The organism is Novispirillum itersonii (assembly GCF_014205675.1).
Taxonomy (GTDB): domain Bacteria; phylum Pseudomonadota; class Alphaproteobacteria; order Rhodospirillales; family Rhodospirillaceae; genus Novispirillum; species Novispirillum itersonii_A.
On sequence record NZ_JACIIX010000017.1, the window covers coordinates 63682 to 83800 of the forward strand.

Here is a 20119-nt window from a genome sequence, read left to right on the forward strand (position 1 = left end):
ATTCGCAAACACAGGATCTACGACGGGCTCGTCCCTCGGGAACAGTCCCCCAGCCGCAGCCGCAGAAACCACGGCACAGTCATCAGGACCAGACGCCCGTATCAGGCCCCGTCAAGGAGCCTGACCACCGGATCAGGAGCCTGTCGGCTCCTGCCAAAAAACAAAAAGATTAAGGTCAGGAGCCTGTCGGCTCCTGCCAAGAAACAAAAAGATTAAGGTCAGGAGCCTGTCGGCTCCTGCCAAGAAACAAAAAGATTAAGGTCAGGAGCCTGTCGGCTCCTGACTGGGCGGATGCCCAAACCGTCGCCGGTACGCCGTCGCAAACGCCCCCGGATTTCCAAACCCAACCTTATACCCAACCTGCGATACCGGCAGATCCCCGCTGCGCAGCAGGGTCCGCGCCAGTTCCAGACGACGGTTGCGCACATATTCAAAAATCGTCTGCCCAAACACCTGACGGAACTGATTGGACATCGTCGTCGGGTTAATCCCGATCCGGCGGCTGAGTTCCCCAAGGCAGGGCGGACTGACAATATTGTCCTCGACGATCTGCCGGATCTCCCGCACCCGTTCCAGCTCCCGCAACGACAGATCCCCTTCCGGGGTCTCCGGCCGCAGCGGCTGTACAGAAGCGACCAGACTGGCCGCCTCAGCCAGAATGGACAGCGCACATCCCTCCAGATGGATACTCTGAAGCGGGCCGGAGTATGGGGTATCCAGCATCTGCCCGGCCAGATCGACCAGACGGGGAGAGGCTGGCAACGGATAGACCTGCACCCCCGCCCCCAACATGCCGAGCAGGGACCGGAAAGCCTCGATCCCATATTCTCCGGCCAGCCGGTCAAGGCAGGCCGGGCTGATCCGGCACCCGGCCCCGGCTGAACGGGTCCCGGCCCGGAAGTGCCCCGTGCAGGTGCTGTCACAGCCAAACACCATCAACACCGGACTTAAGGGGCACAACTCAACATCGCCGTGCCCGCCGATGGTCACGCGGGAGGGATCGCCATCCGTCAGGACGCCACAAAAGATCGAACTCTGTTCCGTCACCGTCAGATCGGCATCCTGAAGATATTCCAGATCAAAACCGGAAGCATGAAGACCGGGCCGCACTTCCTGCGCCAGAAGCCGCCCCCGTGAAAACCCCGCCTGTGCAGGGGAGGCATCCGCCTCGGTTGCCCTTTGTCCCAGTGTCCGGGCAATCTCTGGCATCTCAGCCGGACTCCACGCCCGGACCCCCTGCCGCGCGACCGGTTCCGACATCGCCTTGCAGCCCATCATTGTCCTCCAGCCCACAGATCTGTACGCCCCGTCGCCTCACAGATCAGGCAGCCCAAGCCCGGCCACACTGAAAGTAAGAATAATTCGCAATATATCGCTGTTTTTGCAAAATCCGATAAATTTTTCATCTGTCATGAAAGCCGGCGGTTAAAATCCACCACCCCCTGAAACCAGCAGTTCAATCCGGCAAAAGCCTAATCCGATTTCACAAAAGTCTTTGGAGTAGCGCTTTCCCGGCTCTCAGGGCTTTCTGTGTATCAGTTAATGCGAATCAGTCGCATTTCTGGCTCTGCCAGATCATGCCCCCTGAGCCGTGCAGGAACCGCCTGATGCCAGTCACCCCGCTCAATCCTGCCCCCGCCACCGGGGCCGGATCCTTGCCCGCAACGCTCCCGGCATATCTGTCCGCCCTGACCGCGACGGGCGTCTGCCTGACCGCGGACGGGGACCGGCTGAAGGTTCAGGCCCCCCCCGGCGTGGTGGACGATCGCACCCGCAGGATCCTGTCCGCCCGGCGCGGGGCCACCCTTGCCCTGCTGTCTGGCCAGCACCATGACCCGATCCTGTCCACCCTGCCGCTCGCCCCGCCGACAACAGCGCCGCTGACCCCTTGGCAGGAAGGTTTCTGGCTGATGCATCAGCGGGAGGATGCCGACCTCGGCACCCTGCATGTTCATGCTGTTTTCCGGCTGGATGGTCCGGTTGAGGTGCCACGTCTTCAGCAGGCGGTAACGGCGCTGGCAGAACGGCAGACCGCCTTGCGGCTGCGGTTCCGGGCAACGGCCGACGGCGGGGCCGAACAGTGGGTTTCTCCGGATCCGCTTGCGCTGGACGGCATCACCGTCAGCGGAACCCTGAGCGATGAGGAGCTGGACGCCCTCTGCGCAGACCGGATCCGGCAAACGGTCCTCCGCCGCTTTGATCTGACACAGGATCCTGCGGTCCGTCTTCAGTTGATCAGCGCCGGTCCCGACCGGCACCGCCTGCTGTTTGTTGCCCACCATCTGGTTCTGGATGGCTGGTCTGTCGGTCTGTTCCTGCGGGATCTGGTGCGGCTGTACGCAGGGGAAACCCTGCCCCCGCTGCCATTCTGCTGGCTGGATTATGCCCGGTCTGTCATTCCCACCGGAGCCGGGGCCGCCGCCATCGCCGCTGAGGCGGAGCGGGTTGCCGCCCTGCCCCTGTGCCATGAGCTGCCGACGGATACCCGCCGGGGTGAGATCCCCGCCGCCCCGTCAGGGGAAAGCCACTTCCGGCTGGATGCGGCGACCGTCACCGCGTTGCGCCAAAAGGCAGCAGACCATGGCGGCGGGCTGTATGCAGCCCTGCTGACCGGATTTCAGGCGGTTTACCGCGCCCTGAGCGGGGAACGGGCGGTGCCGGTCATGGCCCCGGTCGCCAACCGGCAGTCCTCTGCGGTGCTGGAAGACCTGATCGGCTGCTGCGCCAACGGCGTCATCATCGCCCCTGCCCTGCCTGCCGCACCAACGGTCGGAGACGCCCTGCGACGGATCGCCGCCGAGGTGGTAACCCGCCTCGACCGTCAGGACCTGCCCTTCGATGCGGTGATCGCCGCCGCCGGGCTGCCGCGCCTGCCCGCCACCTACCCCGGCGCCCAGATCTTTTTTGCCCTTCAGGATGCCGGGACAGTCCCGTCTCCGTCCCCGGATCTTACGGTTACCCTCGACACAATCCCGGTCTCACTGGGACGGCAGGACCTGTTAATCGAATTCCGCCCTGCCACCGATGGCAGCCTGCTCTGCCGGGTCAACCGCGATGGCCGCCTGTTCAGCGCCGAAACCACCGATGCGCTGGCGGCCCTGCTGTGCGGTACCCTGAACCATCTGGCACCGCTGTCTGCCGACGCACCGCTGGACGAAGCGGTTCCGGCCCCCCCGGTGCAGACCCTGACAGCCGACGTGGCCGTCACCGCCGGAACCCTGCCTGTCAACCGGGGGGCGGGGGATCAGGAACAACGCCTGTCCCTCCCCGGCACCGGCGACCTGCTCCGGGTTTCCGCAGGCCCCGGACCATGGTACCGGGCCGTACCGCTGCGGCCGGATCTGTCCTGTGCCACTCCGCCCGGCCTGCCGGGAAGGCTGCGCTGCGCCGGGCAGGACACACCGCTGACCGTCCGGATCCGCCCCGCCGACGGAGACCTTGAGGTCTGGCTTTCTCCGGAAACCGCGCGGCAGATCCCGCTGCGGGGCGGGTGGCTGGATCTTGATCAGCTTGCCGCCCGGTTGCTGGACTCCCCGCTGATCGCCGATGCCGCGCTGTCCGTCCGTGGGGCCGGGGATGCCGCCATGCTGGTCATCTGGGTGGTCCCGGCACTGTCGGTGCCGGTGGAAACCCTGCGCTCTCAGGGCGTCAGCCTGCTTGGCACGGCGGCCCCGCTGGGGCCGGTGGTCCGGCTGAGTGCCCTGCCCCGCTGTGCGGACGGCACCCTTGACCGTCACCGCCTCTCCCTGCTGCCGGTGACGGCGCTGGACGTCGCACAGCGGGCCGGGCTGGACCGTCATGCCCTGCTGCATCTGCGGCCTGAGGCGACACCCCGCCCGCGTCAGCCCCTGCGGTCTGCCTTTCCATCACGCCTGCCCCCCGGGGTGACGCCTGTCGCGGTTTATGGAGAGGGTGCCCCCCAGACACCGGCCTCCCAGACCGGCAGGACCAACCGTCCGCCCGCGCGGGCGGGAGGCATGCCCCTGCCGGAGTCCTACCCTTCGGCCGGGTGGTCACCCTTGGACTGGCTGACTGCGGCCCCACAGACGGCAACCCTGCGCTGCCGGGATGTGAGCGGGCCCGACATGACCATCCCCTATCCGCACCTGCTGCAACAGGTCCGGGCCCTCGTCGGCTGGCTGCTGTCGCAGACATCCGGACACAGGCTCCCCATCCTGCTGGCGACCCGGTCTGTACGGGCCACAATCACCGCTTTTCTGGCAGCAATGGCGGCAGGATGCCCGGTGGCACCGCTGCCGGTTCCCCGGCTGTGGCAGGCTGATGATCCGGCAGTGCGACGGATCGCCTCTCTGGCCGGACTGACCGGAGCTTCCTGCCTGCTGACAGATATGGACGTGGCCGCCCTGCCGGATTCCCTGTCTTCCCTGCGCCTCCTGCGCCTGCCCGATCCGGCGGCTCTGGAGGCCTCCCTGCCGCTGTCGCCCACACCCCCGGAATACCGCTGGCAGGAGGACGAGCAGGCCCTGTTTGCGTTCACCTCCGGGTCAACCGGCAGCCCGAAGGGAGTCCCGCTGACAGCGGGCAACCTGTTCACCACTCCGGCCGCGCTGGCCGTTCCTTTCGGGTTTCAGCCGGGGGAAACCGTCCTCAATCTGACCGGTCTGGACCACGTTGCCTCCCTGATCAGCTTCTGCGGCACCGCCCTGCGGGCCGGGGCCTCTCTCGGTCTGCTGGCAACAGAGCGGTTTCTGGCGGATCCGGGCAGCGTCGCCCGGACTCTCTCTGACTGGCGGGTGGCCCGCACCTGGGCCCCGGATTTTGCCTGGTCCCTGATTGCCGACACACTGGAAACCGCCCCGGTCGGCAGCCTGGATCTGTCAGCCTTCATTACGCTGTTTTCCGGCGGCGAATGCCCGCTGGCGGCGACATTTCACCGTCTGCGCCCGGCCCTGATGCGTCACGGGGCCGTCGATCCGACGCTGCGGACGGCGTGGGGAATGGCCGAGACAACCTCTGTCATTACCCTGTCAGACGGATGGCAGGAAACCGGCTCCACTCACCTGACCGCCGGTGGCGTCCTCGACAGTGGCAGGCCGCTGCCGGGGGCCGAGGCGCGGATTGTCGGCCCGGATGGCAACCCGCTGCCGGAGGGGGAAACCGGACGCTTTGAAATCCGTGGTCCCGGCGTCTTCCACGGCTACAGCGCTGGCCGCGACCCCGATGCGGTTGATCCGGACGGCTGGCTGCGGACCGGAGACCTTGGATGGATCCGCGATGGCAGGATCATGATCCTCGGGCGGGAAAAGGACGTGCTGATCCTGAACGGCCAGAACGTCGCTCAGGCCGCTTTGGAAGACCGGATCAACGCACTGGACGGGGTGGAACCGGGCTGGACGGCTGTCACCGCCTCCCGCGACCGCCGTCAGGGGCGGATGATGCTGACGGTGTTTTTCCATCCCCGGGACCAACAGCCCGATGACACCACCCTGACCGCCCTGCTCCGCCGGATCTCCGGTGCCATTGCCGCAGGGTGGGGGGTTCATCCTGATGTGATCCTGCCTTTACCGAAAACGGCCATTGCCAAGACCGGACTGGGCAAACTGCAACGCACCCTGTTGCGGCTGCGGTACGAGGCCGGGGAGTGGGACGCCCTGTCGCAGCGGATGGACCTGTTGCTGGGGAATGACCGCACCCTGCCCCGGGCCCTGTGGCAATGGCGGTGGCACCCACTGGGCACCGCCTCTGCCGCCCTGACGGACGGACAGGCGGAACAGACGGTCCTCCTTCCGGGGACCGGCGATGCGGCAGAGCGCCTGACAGCGGCCCGCACGGTCATCGCCGCAGCGCAGGGGGCACCCCGCCGCCTGCTGTGGCTGGACACCCCGGACACCCATGCACTGGGGGCCGCCGTCGCGGCGGCACTGGTACAGGAATATACCGGGGTCCGCGCCGCATCGGTGCTGATCCCACCCGGCCCCCGGACGGAGGCCCGCCAGAAGAACTGGCTGGAGGAGTGTCTCCGGCAGGCTGTCCCGCCGCAGGATACCGCCCTGCGGCCGGGCGACGCAGGCCTTGAGGGACGCCGCCTTTTTCCTGCGCCCGATCCGCAGGCCGAGGATTGGACGGCGTTGCCTGCCGGAGCCTGTCTGCTGGTTACCGGCGGTCTCGGGGCCGTTGGCCGGACCATCCTGCCAACCCTGTTAAGCTGGACCGACTGGCGGTTTCTGGTGGTCGGCCGCCGCGCTGAAACGGCCGTGGCGGACCAACTGGAAACCCTGCGGCAGGGGTTTGCGCCCGACCGGCTGTCCTACCACAGTCTGGATGCCTGCGATGCCGCCGCCCTGACCGCCCTGTGCGCCACAACCCGCCCGGCGGGGGCGCTGCTGCTGGCCGGGCGTCTGGACCGCACACCGCTGGAACACTGCACGGCATCGGTCCTTGCCGAACACACCAACGCCCGCTTACAGGCTGCAACGGCGATCGAGCAGGCTTTCAGCGATGCCGGGCTGACCGGCACCGCCGTGCATGTCACCTCGGTCTACGGGGTGGTGGGGCGGCGGGACTTCGCCGCCTACTCCCTGTCCTCTGCCCTGCTGGAAGACTGGATCTCACGCCGCCCGGAAAGCGGACCGGTCCGCCATGTCGCCCTGCAATGCGGTCAATGGCAACCGGAGGACCCTGATGACCCGCTGGCCCGCCATATGCGGTCACAGGGGTTCGGCTCCATCGACGGCCCGCTGGGGGCGACGGCGGTCCTGCGCGCCCTGCTCGGTCCGCACTGCAATCTGGTGGTCGGGCCGGAACCGGAGGGCAGCACGTTCGGCCCCCTGACACCACGCCCGGCGCAGCCCCTGGACCGGGTGATCCTGACCCCGCTGCCCGGGACCGACCCCGGCAGGCTGATGGCCGCCGCCGCCGCACATGCCCTGCCGGTCCGGCTGGAAGACAGCGGGGCCGCCAGTGTCGGCGATGCCGCCCTCAGCCCGACCGGACAGCAGGTGATGGCCCTGTGGCGGGAGGTTCTGCCCGCCGGGGCACCGGTGGAAGCCGATATCAACTTCTTCGATGTCGGGGGAACATCGTTGCTGGCCGCCCGCCTGCACCTGCGCCTGCGGGAAACCTTCGGGACCCCTGACAATGTCGTCGCCCTGTTTTCCCACACCACGGTACGGGCACAGACCGCCCTGATCACCGGGGCAGCCGCCCCGGTCAACCCCCCGGCGTCAGCCCCCACAGAGCCCCCGGCGGCCCGCACTCCGCTGACAGGCCCCATGGCCGCCCGCCGCCGTGCCGCCCGCGCCCAGACCCCAGAGGAAACCTTCGGATGACGTCTCTGATCCCTGATCCGGCCACCTTCGCGGACGAGTCAATTGCCATTGTCGGGATGGCCGGACGCCTGCCGGGGGCAGAGGACCTGACGGCCTTCTGGCACAGCCAGCTTGCCCAGCGCCCCGGAACCCGCCGCCTCAGCCGCGCGGAAATGGCCGAGAACGGCCGCCCCCTGCACGAGCTTGACCGGGCCGATCTGGTGCCGCTGGCCGCCACCCTGACGGACATTGACTGTTTTGACGCCCCGTTCTTCCGGTTTTCCGGGCCGGAGGCGGAGATCCTCGACCCGCAGATCCGCCTGCTGCACGAAGTGGCATGGCACACTCTGGAAAATGCCGGCTGCGACCCCAGCCGCAGCCCCGACCGGATCGGGGTCTTTGCCAGTGCCCATATGAGCACCTACTGGCTTTACAATCTGGATGGTCTGTACCGGTGCAGTGACCCCAATGCCCTGCTCCAGATTGTCGCCGGAAACGGACAGGACTATCCGGCAACAACGCTGGCGTACCGGCTGGGGCTGACCGGCCCGGCCCTGAATATCAATACGGCCTGCTCCAGCAGTCTGGTCTCGGCGGCAGTGGCCTGTCAGACCCTGCTGGACGGAAGCTGCGACGCTGCTCTGGTGGTCTCCGCCTCAATCACCCTGCCGCAGGGAACCGGCTATCTCGCCACCGCCGACAGCATTTACTCCCCCGATGGAGTATGCCGCCCGTTTGATGCGGCAGCCAATGGCACCTTCGCCAGCGACGGTGTCGCCGGCGTCCTGCTGAAACGCCTCAGTGACGCCCACAAGGCCGGGGACCGCGTGATCGCAGTGATCCGGGGATGGGCAACCAACAACGACGGAGCCCGCAAGATCGGTTTCACCGCTCCCAGTGTTGACGGCCAGATTGAGGTACTGCGCGACGCGGCGGCCAGTGCCGGAATCGCCCCGGGGGATCTGGATTACATCGAAACCCACGGCACCGGCACCAGCGTCGGGGATCCCATCGAATTCGCCGCGCTGAAAGCGGTCCACGGCACCCCGCCCTTCCCCGGCCACCGGATCGCCCTCGGCGGGGCCAAGGCCTCCATCGGTCATCTGGGATCGGCAGCAGGGCTGGCCGGACTGATCCGCACCGCACTGGCGCTGCGCCATGGCGTCATGCCCGGTACCGCGACATTCCGTCACCTGAGCCCGCGCATTGATGCGCAGGGGTGCGCGCTGGACGTCCTCGGCCCGCCGCAGCCTTTCCCGGCCCGCCCCCGCCCGGCCCGGGCCGGGGTCAGCTCTTTCGGTATCGGCGGCACCAATGCCCATCTGATCCTTGAGGCCGCATCCCCCCCGGAAGAGGCCCCCGTTGCAGGGGACAGCCCGGAAGCCCTTGCCGTCTCAGGCTATGACCGCGACAGCCTTGACCGCCAGCGGCTCCGGCTTGCTGACTGGCTGGACACCGGGCAGCCGCTGGCCACGGAGACCGCATTTCCGACGCTGGCGGCACTGTCCGATACCAGCCTGATAGACCGGCCAGCCCTGCCGTTCCGCCTTGCGGTCAGCGGTGCCTCGGCCGCCGCGCTGGCACAGGCCCTGCGGTTGGTGCCCCTGCCCGAAACCGCCGCCGCCAGAACACCGCCGAAGGTCTGCTTTGTCTTTACCGGCAGTGGGGTGCCCAGCCTCAGCCGCTGCCGGGATCTGGTCAGAACCTGCCCGGACTTTGCCAGAGCCCTGACGGAGGTTGAAACCGCACTGGCCGCACAGGGCCTGCCCTCTGCCCGTGACTGGCTGGAACGGGAGACCCCGGACAAGGATGAGCGGGACCTTCACCGGTCTCACCCTGCTGCCTTTGCCTTCGGCTATGCGATGGCAAAAATGCTGATGGCACAGGGGTGTGTCCCTGCCGTGGTCCTGGGGCACAGCATGGGGGAAATTACGGCGGCCTGCATCGCCGGAGCGGTGGACCTGCCCGCCGCCCTCGCTTTCGTCGCCGCCCGGGCCGCCATCGTCATGGACTGCGGCGGGGCTGGAGACCTGCTGGCGGTCTCCGCCCCGGCCGAGCAGGTAAACCCGTTCCTCGGGGTGAACCCGGCCCTGACCGTGGCGGGATACAACGGAGCCGGGCAAACACTGGTGGCCGGGCCGGTGGCCGCGGTGACCGCCCTGAAAGAAACCCTGACCGCACAGGGCATCCCGGCGACCGTCCTGCCCGCCGGAAAACCGTTCCACAGCCCGCTGATGGCAGCCACCACACTGCCGGTGGCCCGGGCCGCTGCCGGACAGTTCCGGGCCGCGCGGACCGCCATCGCCTCGACCGTCACCGGACGGCTGGAACACGGTGCCGTGGCAGATCCGGGACATTGGGCGGCACAGATGGAAACCCCGGTCCGGATGACCGCCGCGATTGAAGCGGCCGCCGCTGCCGGATGCACGCTGTTTCTGGAGATCGGACCCCGGGGGACCTTTGCCGTCGGCGGGCGGAAAACCCTGCTGAACTGCGCCCCCGGTGCGCGCTGGCACGCCGTGCTGGATCCTCGCGGGGTACCGCGTGACGCATCGGTCCTGACAGCCCTTGCCGCCACCCGGGCCGCCCTGTGGGAAGCCGGGATCCGCACCCGCCCCGCCCACCGGCCACGGGCCACCCGGACCGCCCTGCCGGGCTATGCCTTCAGCCGTCTGCGGTACTGGCGCGCCCCCCCGCCTGCGGATCGCAGTGACACCAGCCCCGCCGTCCTCCCGTCGCCCCGGAGGGATCCCGTCCCGGCCCCAACCGGGACTGGTCCAACCGACACCGGCGACGAGGGTGACACCCTGCTGCGCACCCTGCTGGCCGAGATCTGGTGTGAGGAACTGGGGGTCGAGCGGATTGAGGAAACCGACAGCTTCATGGGGCTGGGGGGAACCTCGCTGGCCGCCCTGAAAGTGGCCGGAACCACCGAGGCCCGCCTTGGTCTGCGTCCGCCGCTGGTCCTGCTGACCCGCGCCGGAACCTTCGCTGAATACGTCGGGGCCCTGCGCGGTCTGCTGCTCGACGAGCAGACCCCGGAAGCCCCCGCTGCCCTGGAGCCAACCGAATGACTGCCGCCCCTGATGCCCCCCGCCAGACCCTGAACGCCGACTGGCTGCGCCAGCGCCTTGCCACCCGGCAGGCTGCCCCGGCGGCAGACCTGCGGGTCAGCCACGACGCGGCGGGGCGGTTCCGGCCCTTTCCGATGACCGACATGCAGCAGGCCTATTGGCTGGGGCGGGATCAGGCCCTGTCCGGTGGCGGGGCCATGCAGATGTACCTTGAATTTGACAGCCCGGAAGGCCGCGTCGATCTCCCCCGGCTGGAAGCCGCCTGGAACCGCCTGCTGGCCCGCCACGACATGCTGCGGGCGGTGGTGACCGCCGACGGACAGCAGCAGGTTCTGCCGGACGTGCCGTATCAGACCATCGAGCGGCACGACCTCTCCGCCCTGCCCGCTGACAGCCGGGAAAGCGCGCTTGAGTCCCTGCGGACCCGCCTGCTGGCGGATACACCGCCGCTGGACCGTGCCCCGCAGTCGCGGCTGGTGTGGACCCGGACCCGCAATGCGGCCGGGCAGCCTGCGGCCCGCCTGCACATGCGGCTGGATATGTGGTGCTTTGACGGCCGCAGCTTCCAGATCGTCATCGAGGATCTGGCAGCACTGTATGATGACCCCGCCGCTGCCCTGAAGACCACTGCGGTCACCTTCCGGGACTACGTGATGGCCCTGAAGGCACATGAGGAAACCCCGGCCTTCGCGGAGTCCCTGCGCTGGTGGCAGAAGCGCCTTGAAACCCTGCCCCCACCCCCGCCGCTGCCCTACGTCCGCCTGCCACAGCAGGGGGTGCAGCCGAAGTTCCGGCGCCTTGCCGCCACCCTGTCTCCGGCGGAAACGGACGGCCTGAAGGCTCTGGCCCGGCAGCATGGCCTTGGTCTGCCGGGGGTCATGGCCACCGCCTATGCCAGCGCCCTGTCCCTGTGGTCAGGGGCAACACATTTTACATTGAACGTTCCGCGCTTTAACCGCCCGGACTGGCATCCCGACCTGACGGACGTGATCGGGGAATTTGCCTCTTTCAGTCTTCTGGAAATCCAGTTCGATCCGGCCGCCCCGTTCCGGGAGATCGCCGGACGGGTCCAGCAGCAACTGTGGACCGACCTTGAGCACGGTGCGGTCTCCGGCGTCCGGCAACTCCGGGAACGGGCCAGACAGCGCGGCACGCTGGAAACAGGGGCAATGCCGATTGTCTTCACCACCATGCCGGAACGCCGCTCTGCCGAAGCCCGCAGACTTGAAGCGGCGATGGGCTGCTTTGGCAGCCTCGGCTTTTCGCTGTCCTTCACCCCACAGGTCTGGATCGACAGCCATTACTTTGAGCTGGACGGAACCACGCACGTCAATTGGGACACGGCTGAAGGTCTGTTTGCTCCCGGCCTGATTGAGGGGATGTTTGAAAGCTACGAGGCGCTGGTCCGGGCCCTTGCCGCCGGTCCGGACCGCTGGCAGCAGGCTGCCGGAGTGTCGCTGCCCCCGGCGCAGGCATCGCGGCGGCAGGCGCAGGCCGCGCGGGTATGGTCTCCCCCGGCCTCTGGCCTTCTGGACGAAATTGCCACTCACCTTGCCACAGAGGGGGACCGCCCGGCCGTCTTCTCCGGTGATACGGTGCTGTCGCGCCGGGCCCTGCGCCAACAGATCAGCGATGTCGTTTCCTCCCTGCGCCGGGCCGGGATTGCCCCCGGTGATGTGGTGGGCCTGCATGCCCGGCGGGGTGCCGATCAGGTTGCCGCCGCCCTTGGCATCCTGTTTGCCGGGGCGGTGTATATGCCCCTTGATACCGACAGTCCGGCGGCCCGCCTGAGTGCGCTGATCCGGAATGCCGGGCCCAAAGCAGTCCTGACCGATGCCGCCGGGCTGTCTGAGGCCATTCCCGAAACGCCCTGCCTGCCGGTCCGCCCCCTGCCGTCCGGCGATGATCAGCCGCTGTCTGCCCCGCCCTGCCCGGCGGAAACGCTGGCGGTGGTGATCCACACCTCCGGCTCAACCGGGGTCCCGAAAGGCGTCATGCTGCCATGGCGGGCGCTGCATCATGTGATCCAGTGGACCAACCGGCAGTTTGCCCTGACGGCGGACGACCGGGCGGTGATGGTCACCGCCTTCCATCATGATCTGTCCCTCTATGATCTGCTGGGGCCACTGGCCGCCGGGGGCGGGGTGATCACCCTTGATCCCGACCAGCCGCTGGATCCGGCGTCTCTGCGGGACCGCCTGTCCCGGGGGGAGGCAACCCTGTGGAACAGCGTGCCGCGGCTGGCGGAAGCCCTTCTGACGGCCTGCGGCCCCACCCGGCCCGCGCCGCTGCGCCGCTTTGTCCTGGGAGGGGACTGGGTCCCTCCGGCCCTGCCGCAGCAGCTTTACGCCCGCTGGCCGCAGGCCGTGGTCACCACCATCGGCGGCCCCACCGAAACCACCATCTGGAATATCCTTGCGGACGTTCCCCCCGGCCCTGTCGCAGAACACCGCCTGCCCTACGGCACGCCCATGCCCGGCTGCACATACCGGATCCTTGATGCCTCGGGCCGGGACTGCCCCGATGGCGTGGCCGGTGAAATGGCCTGCGGCGGGGCCAGTCTGGCCCTCGGTTACCTCAATCAGCCGGAAGAAACCCGCCGCCGCTTCCTCACCGACCCGGTGACGGGGGAACGCCTGTATCTGACCGGCGACCGGGGCCGGTTCCGGCCCGATGACCAGATCGAGATCCTCGGACGGACCGATTTCCAGCTGAATGTCGGCGGATACCGCGCTGACCCGGCCGGAATCGAGGCGGTTCTGACCAGCCATCCGCTGATCGGTGATGCGGTAGTGGTTGCCGCCGCCAATGACGGAACGGAGGTTCTGGCGGCCTACTACACCCTGACCGGCCCGGATGATCCGGGGGCCGCCGCCCTGCTGGCCCATGCCGCCGGGCACCTTCCCCCGGCCCTGCTTCCAAAGGTCTGGATCCGGCTGGACGCCCTGCCCCTGACCGGCAATGGCAAGGTGGACCGCAGGGCACTGTCAGACCGCCCGCTGACGGCAGAGCCTTCGTCTGCGGCAGAAGCCCCCGTCACCGCACTGGAGCGGACGGTCGCCACCGTCTGGGCCGACATTCTCGGACAGGCCGACATCGGACGAAATCAGGCCTTTTTTGCTCTTGGCGGGGACTCCATCGCCGCCACCCGGGTCATTGCCCGGCTGGACAGCCTGACCGGGGTCCGGCTGTCCATCGGGGCCTTCTTCGCCTCTCCGACCGTGCAGGCACAGGCCGCAGCCCTCGAAAGCGCCGGAGCAGGAACCGGCACGGCGGGGCCTGATACAGCCGCACTTCCAGCCGCCTTTCCGGTGGTTGACCCGGAAGCCCTGCCGCTGTCGTGGGCGCAGGAACGGCTATGGTTCCTCGATCAGCTCGCACCGGGGGCCGCCTCATATCTGCTGCCGTTCTGCACCCTGATTGACGGCCCCCTTGATCCCGATGCCCTGCGGCAGGCCTTGCAGGCGGTGGTACACCGTCATAGCCCGCTGCGGACCCTGTTTCCGTCCGGAGCGGGGATCCGGCAGTGGTGCATGCCTGCCCCCCATGCGGTTGTCCCGTTCAGGATGCAGGATCTGCGCCCCCTGAGCGACGCGCAACGGGCCGCGGCCATCGCGGATACTGCGGCGGCAGAGGCCGCCACCGGTTTTGACCTCAGCCGGGATCTGCCGGTCCGCGCGGTTCTGCTGCGGGAAACGGAAACCCGATGGCATTTCTTCTGCACGGTCCATCACATTGCCTTCGATGGCTGGTCAATCGGTGTTTTCAACCAAGACCTGTACACGGCCTATCACCGGCTGGCCGCCGGAGCTGACGCCGCCCTGCCTGCGGTTGCCGCCTATGCTGCCTTTGCCCGCTGGCAACGTGACCGCCAGTCTTTGGAAGACCATGCCACCGGGGCAGCATGGTGGCGCGGCCATCTGGCAGAAACAGCCCCGCTGACCCTGTACGGAGATCAGCCCTCCGGCCAACCGGCGCACACCACCGGCGCCTTTCCTGCCGCCACCCATACGTTCCAGATTTCACAGGAGGTGGCACGCCGGGCCGCCGCGCTGGCCGCCGACCTTGGCACAACGGTCAATGTCGTGCTGCTGACCGCGTTTGCCGCTGCCTTTGGCCGTTATGAGGGACAGGACAGCTTTATCATCGGCACGGCCGTCGCCGGTCGCGACCACCCGCTGACCGAGGACATGGTCGGCTTCTTCGTCAAAAACCTGCCGCTGCCGGTCCACCTTACGGCGGAACAGAGCTTCGCGCAGAGCGTATCGGCTGTTCACGGCAGCTTTGTCGCCGGGGTTGATCATCTTGACCTGTCCTTTCAGGAGATTGTCAGCGCCGTGGCCCCGGTACGGGATCCGGGGCGGAACCCCCTGTTTCAGGTGGCCTTCACCTACCAGAATGCCCCCCTCGGCGACACTGCGGGGGATCAGGTCCGGTCCGGGGATCTCCTCCTCCGGGCCGTGCCGGTGGCGGCCGCACAGACTCATCTGGACTTCGACCTTCTGATCTGGCCCGGGCCGGACGGACTGCGGTGCCATGCCGTCTACGCCGCCCCGCTGTTCAGCCCGGAGGCCGTGGCCCGCCGGTGTCAGGCGTTCAGCACCCTGCTGGAAGCCGGGGTCGAACAGCCCGGACAGACGGTGATGGCCCTGCCCCTGAGCCCGGCCGCCCCAGAAACCGGCCCCCGCACGGACACCCCTGCCCTGTGGGACGGTGTCCCACTGTGGACCGCCCTGCAACAGTCTCTGGCCAGAACCCCGCAGGCCCTGTGGGAAGACCGCACGCAGACCGCCACCACCGGGCCGGATCTTCTGGACGCCGCCGCCCGTCTGGATGCGGTGATCACCACGGTTGTCCCGGCCGGTCAGCCGGTGGCGCTGTGGCTTGATCCGGGCGTGGGGTACGTCTCGGCGATTCTGGCCTGCATGCGCCGGGGCAGCCCCTATGCCCTGCTTGATCCGATGCTGCCTGCCGCCGCCGTGGCAGAACGGCTGAAAGCCGCCGCGCTGCCTCTGATCCTGACAACGGTGGAGCGGGCCAGTGCGTTGCCCGACGGGTGTCCGGCTCTGACCGTTGACCGGTTTGAAACCGTCGCCCCGGTCCCGCCCCGCCCGGCCCTGACCGCAGAAGCCCCGGTGGCGATGGTCTGGACCAGCGGATCCACCGGCACCCCGAAAGCCCCGGTGCTGTCTCAGGCCGGGGTGGTCAACCGCCTGCTGTGGGACCGCACCATCTTCCGGCGCGAGGAGGCACCGCGCGGACTGCTGAAAACCGCACCGCCCTATGGCGACAGCATCGCCGAGGTCTTGCAGCCGCTGCTGGACGGCTTCCCGGCGGTGATCCCCGATCCCGACGCCGCCCGCACCCCGTCGGCCCTGCTGGAGGTGATCCGCCGCACCGGCCCGACCCGGCTGGTGCTGACGCCCTCGCTGCTGCGGGCCCTGCTGGAGGCCGATCCCGACCCCACCCCGTGGCCGCTCCACCGCCTGCATCTGTCCGGCGAGCCCCTGCCCACCGTTCTGCTGCCCCGCCTGAAGGAAAAACTGCGGCCGGAGGCGGTGGTGCTGAACATCTACGGGTCCTCCGAAGTCACCGCTGACGTCACCGCCGCCGTCCTTGACCTGTCCGCCGACCCTGCCGCCACTCAGGCGGCGGCGGTGGCCGCCATCGGCCGACCCCTGCCCGGCTGCACCCTGTGGCTGCTGGACGCCACCGGCCAGCCGGTCCCGCCCGGCGCGGTCGGCGAAATCCACGTCGCCGGGGTCTGTCTGGCTCTCGGGTATCATCAGGCCCCCGACCAGACCGCTCTGGCCTTCCGCGACTGGACCGCCCCTGACGGTACCCCGACCCGCCTCTATGCCACCGGCGATCTCGCCCGCCAGCGCCCCGACGGCGCGCTGGTCCATCTCGGACGAAAGGACGGGCAGATCAAGATCCGTGGCGTCCGCATCGAACCGGCCGAAATCGAGGCCCGCCTCCTCGACATGCCCGGAATCAGGGCCGCCGTCGTCGGCGTCATCAAACCAAAGGACGCCGACCCCCGCCTCGTCGCATGGATCGAGGCACGTGAGGTCGAGGCATGCGGGGCCGAAGCGCGCGGGACCGCCGCCGATCTTCCGGCGCAGGCGCTGCACCATCTGCGCGGGGTCCTGCCACCGGCCTTCCTTCCGGCACAGGTGATTGTGGTACAGCACTGGCCGACCTCAGCCGGAGGCAAGGTTCTGAAATCCCTCCTGCCGCTTCCTGAGCTGGCTGTGGCACCCCACGACCCCGCCGACGCCATCCCGGCCAACGACACGGAGGCTCTCCTCGTCCGCCTGTGGCAGCAGGCTCTGGGGCATCCCTGCGGCCTCAACACCAGTTTCTTCGAGGCGGGCGGCACCTCGCTGTCGCTGGCGGAGATGCACCGCAGGCTGGTGGAGGCGGTGGGGCAGCCCCTGCCTCTGGTGGATCTGTTCCGTCATCCGACAATCCGGACTCAGGGACAATGGCTCAGCCAGCGCCTGTCCGGGGAGCAGGCCGCGCCCCTTGCCGCACGGAGCGGGGCGCGCCGGGCCGATCTGCGCCGCCGCCGCACCCATTCCTCGCCGCCTCTCCAGACACCGGAGGTCTCCGCGTGACTCCCTCCCTGCCCCCCGCTTTCTCCTCTGACAGCATTGCCATTATCGGGGCGGCGGTGCGCTTCCCCGGTGCGCCGACGCTGGAGGCATATCGCCGCCTGCTTCTGGAGGGACGGCAGGCCATGCGGCCGGTCCCGGCGGAACGGCTGGCCGGATCCCTCCATGCCGCGCTGTCGCGCCAGCCCGGATACGTGGCGATGGAGTCAACCCTTGAGGATATCGAGGTGTTTGATGCCGGATTTTTCGGCCTGTCCCCCCGGGAGGCGCTGATCCTCGATCCTCAGCACCGGCATTTGCTGGAATGCGCCTGGCATGCCTACGAACAGGCCGGAATTGTCCCCGGGGACCGCGACGATCACCGCACCGGGGTCTTTACCAGCGTGTCGCACAGCGCGTACCTCACCCGTTTCCTGATGCCGCATTTTCAGGCCGGGCGGCTTGACGTGATTGAAACCAGTCTGGCCAATGACAAGGATTACGCGGCGGCCCGGCTGGCCTGGAAACTGAATCTCAAGGGACCGGCAGCAGCCATTCAGACTGCCTGCTCTTCCTCGCTGGTTGCCACGCATATGGCCTGCCGCAGCCTGCTGGACGGAGAATGCGATCTGGCGGTGGTCGGGGCGGCAACCATCACGGTTCCGTCCGGGCTGGGGTATCCGTACAGCGAGAAAGGCATCCTGTCCCGGGACGGCCGCTGCCGCCCCTTTGCCGCAGACGCCAGCGGAACCCTGTTCGCCAGCGGCGTCGCCGTGATCCTGCTGAAGCGGCTGGAGGAGGCCCATCGGGATCAGGACCGGGTTCTGGCCTGCATCCGGGGGTCTGCGGTCAACAACGACGGCGGGCAGCGCGCCGGATTCACCGCCCCGAATGTTGACGGACAGAGTGCGGTGATCGCCGAGGCGCTGGCCGTGGCCGGGGTCGATCCCGGCGAGATCCAGTATGTGGAAGGACATGGCACCGCCACCCCCCTCGGGGACCCGGTGGAGGTGACGGCCCTGACCGATGCCTTCACCGCCGGTAGCCCCCTGCCCCCGGGACAGGTGGCTCTGGGGTCGGTCAAAGGCAACCTCGGGCATCTCGATACCGTTGCCGGACTGGCCGGACTGCTGAAGGTGGTTCTGGCCCTGGAGGCAGAAACCCTGCTGCCGACCCCCCACGCCGCCACCCCGAACCCGGCCCTGAACCTGCCCGCCACGCCGTTCCGGCTGGTTCCCGCCGCCGAGCCCTGGCGGCGCGGCCCCCGGCGGCGGCTGGCCTCGGTCAGCTCCTTCGGCATGGGGGGAACCAATGCCCATGCGGTGGTGGAGGAAGCCCCGCTGCCGCTGCCCCCGGCCCCCGGCCGGGAGGTGGAGCTGCTGGTGTTCTCCGCCCGGACCGCCGAAGACGCCACAGCGGTGGCCGACCGCCTTGCCGACCATCTGTCGGCACATCCGGCCCTGTCCCTGACCGATGTCGCCCACACCCTGCGGGTCGGGAGAACCGCACTGGCCGACCGGCGGATGCTGATTGCCGCCTCTTTGCCAGAGGCCGTGGAGGCCCTGCGCACCGGTCGCTATGCCCGGTCGCGGATCGCTGATACCCCGCCCCCCGCCGTTCTGGTCTTTCCCGGTCAGGGCAGCCAGTATCCGGGACTGGCGGCAGATCTGCTGGACCGTGATCCGCTGTTTTCCCGGCACTTCCAGCGCCTGCGCGGACGGATCCTGATGGCCGGGGGACCGGATGTCACCGGCCCGGAGAGCCGGACGGAAGCGGTGCATCACACCGCACTGGCCCAGCCCCTGCTGTTCGTCACCCAGATGGCGCTGGCCCTGACCCTGCTGGATCTTGGCCTGAAACCAGCCCTGCTGATCGGTCACAGCGTCGGCGAAATCGCGGCGGCCTGCCTCTCCGGGCGACTGAAAGAAGACGATGCCGCCCGGCTGGTGGTGTGCCGGGCCCGGGCTATGGCCGCTGCCCCCGCAGGGGCCATGCTGCTGCTGTCGGCGGACACGGAGACCGCCCGACGCCTGATCACGCTGGCGCGGCGGGATCTGTCCCCGGAGCGTGTTCTTGAGCTGGCAGCCTTCAATGCTCCCGGGGCCGTGGTTGCCGGCGGGGATCAGGCTGCCATTGCCGCACTGGAACAGACCGCCCGGCAGGACGGGATTTCCTGCACCCGTCTGCACACCAGCCACGCCTTCCACACCGCCCTGATGGACGGTGCCGCCACGGCTGTCAGCGGACTGACCCTGCCCCCGGTTGACGGCGGCGGGCCGCTCCGGGTGATCTCCACCCTGACCGGCACCGTTGCCGGGCCGGATATGGGGACCACAGCCTACTGGGCAGACCAGATCCGCCAGCCGGTCCGCTTCGCCGATGCCCTGCAAACCGCGCTCGATCTTGGCGGCCGACTGTTTATTGAAGTCGGTGCCCCCGGCGGGCTTGAGGCGGCCTTGCAGGCCCTGAGCAGACAGACGGACAGCCTCCGGACCGTTTCGTTACTGCCCTCCCGCCGTGCTGCCACACAGCCGGACGCCGCCCAGCGGATGTTCCTGTCCGGCATCGGTACACTGTGGCTGTCCGGTCATGATCCGGACTGGGCCGGACTGGATCAGCCGTTCCTGCCCCGCCAGCGGGTGGATCTCCCGGGGTATCCCTTCCGCAAAGAACAGCACTGGCCGGAACGTCCTGACCTTCGGGAGACGGAAGAACAGCAACTGCCCTCTCTGTTTGCCGACGGTGAGGCATCACCGGAGTCCATCGGACAGACCGCCCTGGCCGACCGGACCCTGCCGACCGGCTTTGTCCTGCCCCGTCAGCCCCGCCCGGCGGAATCCCCGGCCTATGACAGCCCGCAGGGGGATCTTGAACATCGCCTTGCCAGCCTCTGGGAAGAGTTTCTGCTGATCGCGCCGATTGGCCGCAACGACAACTTTCTCGCCCTCGGCGGTACCTCAATCACCGCCCTACAGGTGGTTCAGGCCCTGTCCTCCGATGGGACCGCCATCACCGTGCGGGACCTGTTCTCGACCCCGACCCTGACGGCCCTTGCCACGCATGTGGCGGCCAAAACCGTTTCCCCCTCACCGCAGGAGGCCCCTGCGGCCCCGGCCCCGGCCCCCGTCGATGCCGAAAGCATGGCGACCATCGCCGCGCAGTTGCTTGGCACCGCATAACC

Annotated in this window: 5 protein-coding genes; 4 read left to right on the forward strand and 1 reads right to left on the reverse strand. The window is 68.5% G+C overall.

Going from position 1 to position 20119, the window contains the following annotated elements; genetic code table 11:
• Nucleotides 1-261: 261 nt before the first annotated feature.
• Nucleotides 262-1209 (reverse strand): helix-turn-helix transcriptional regulator, encoded by a 948-nt coding sequence (locus tag FHS48_RS17875; protein WP_184265592.1) that lies wholly within the window; start codon nt 1207-1209, stop codon nt 262-264.
• Between the two features lie 398 nt (nt 1210-1607).
• On the opposite strand from FHS48_RS17875, the gene FHS48_RS17880 reads away from it, so the two are divergent.
• The 4 genes from FHS48_RS17880 to FHS48_RS17895 are packed head-to-tail and all read left to right on the forward strand — an operon-like array spanning nt 1608 to nt 20117.
• Nucleotides 1608-7289, forward strand: a complete 5682-nt coding sequence (locus FHS48_RS17880) for a condensation domain-containing protein (protein ID WP_184265595.1) — start codon at nt 1608-1610, stop codon at nt 7287-7289.
• Nucleotides 7286-10342, forward strand: coding sequence for a type I polyketide synthase (locus FHS48_RS17885; RefSeq protein WP_184265597.1), 3057 nt, complete (start codon nt 7286-7288; stop codon nt 10340-10342). Before FHS48_RS17880 ends, FHS48_RS17885 begins: the two co-directional genes overlap by 4 nt.
• The gene (locus FHS48_RS17890; RefSeq protein WP_184265600.1) at nt 10339-16962 is read left to right on the forward strand and encodes a non-ribosomal peptide synthetase; all 6624 of its coding nucleotides are present in this window, start codon (nt 10339-10341) and stop codon (nt 16960-16962) included. Before FHS48_RS17885 ends, FHS48_RS17890 begins: the two co-directional genes overlap by 4 nt.
• Entirely contained in the window at nt 16959-20117 is a 3159-nt protein-coding gene (locus FHS48_RS17895) for a type I polyketide synthase (protein ID WP_184265603.1), read from the forward strand. The genes FHS48_RS17890 and FHS48_RS17895 overlap by 4 nt, the downstream gene beginning before the upstream one ends.
• Nucleotides 20118-20119: the final 2 nt, after the last annotated feature.

What these genes read in the sequence shown, in the direction of transcription:
- FHS48_RS17890 (WP_184265600.1), top strand. Translation starts at nt 10,339, where the DNA reads ATGACTGCCGCCCCTGATGCCCCCCGCCAGACCCTGAACGCCGACTGG.
- FHS48_RS17885 (WP_184265597.1), top strand. Translation starts at nt 7,286, where the DNA reads ATGACGTCTCTGATCCCTGATCCGGCCACCTTCGCGGACGAGTCAATT.
- FHS48_RS17880 (WP_184265595.1), top strand. Translation starts at nt 1,608, where the DNA reads ATGCCAGTCACCCCGCTCAATCCTGCCCCCGCCACCGGGGCCGGATCC.
- FHS48_RS17875 (WP_184265592.1), bottom strand. Translation starts at nt 1,209, where the DNA reads ATGCCAGAGATTGCCCGGACACTGGGACAAAGGGCAACCGAGGCGGAT.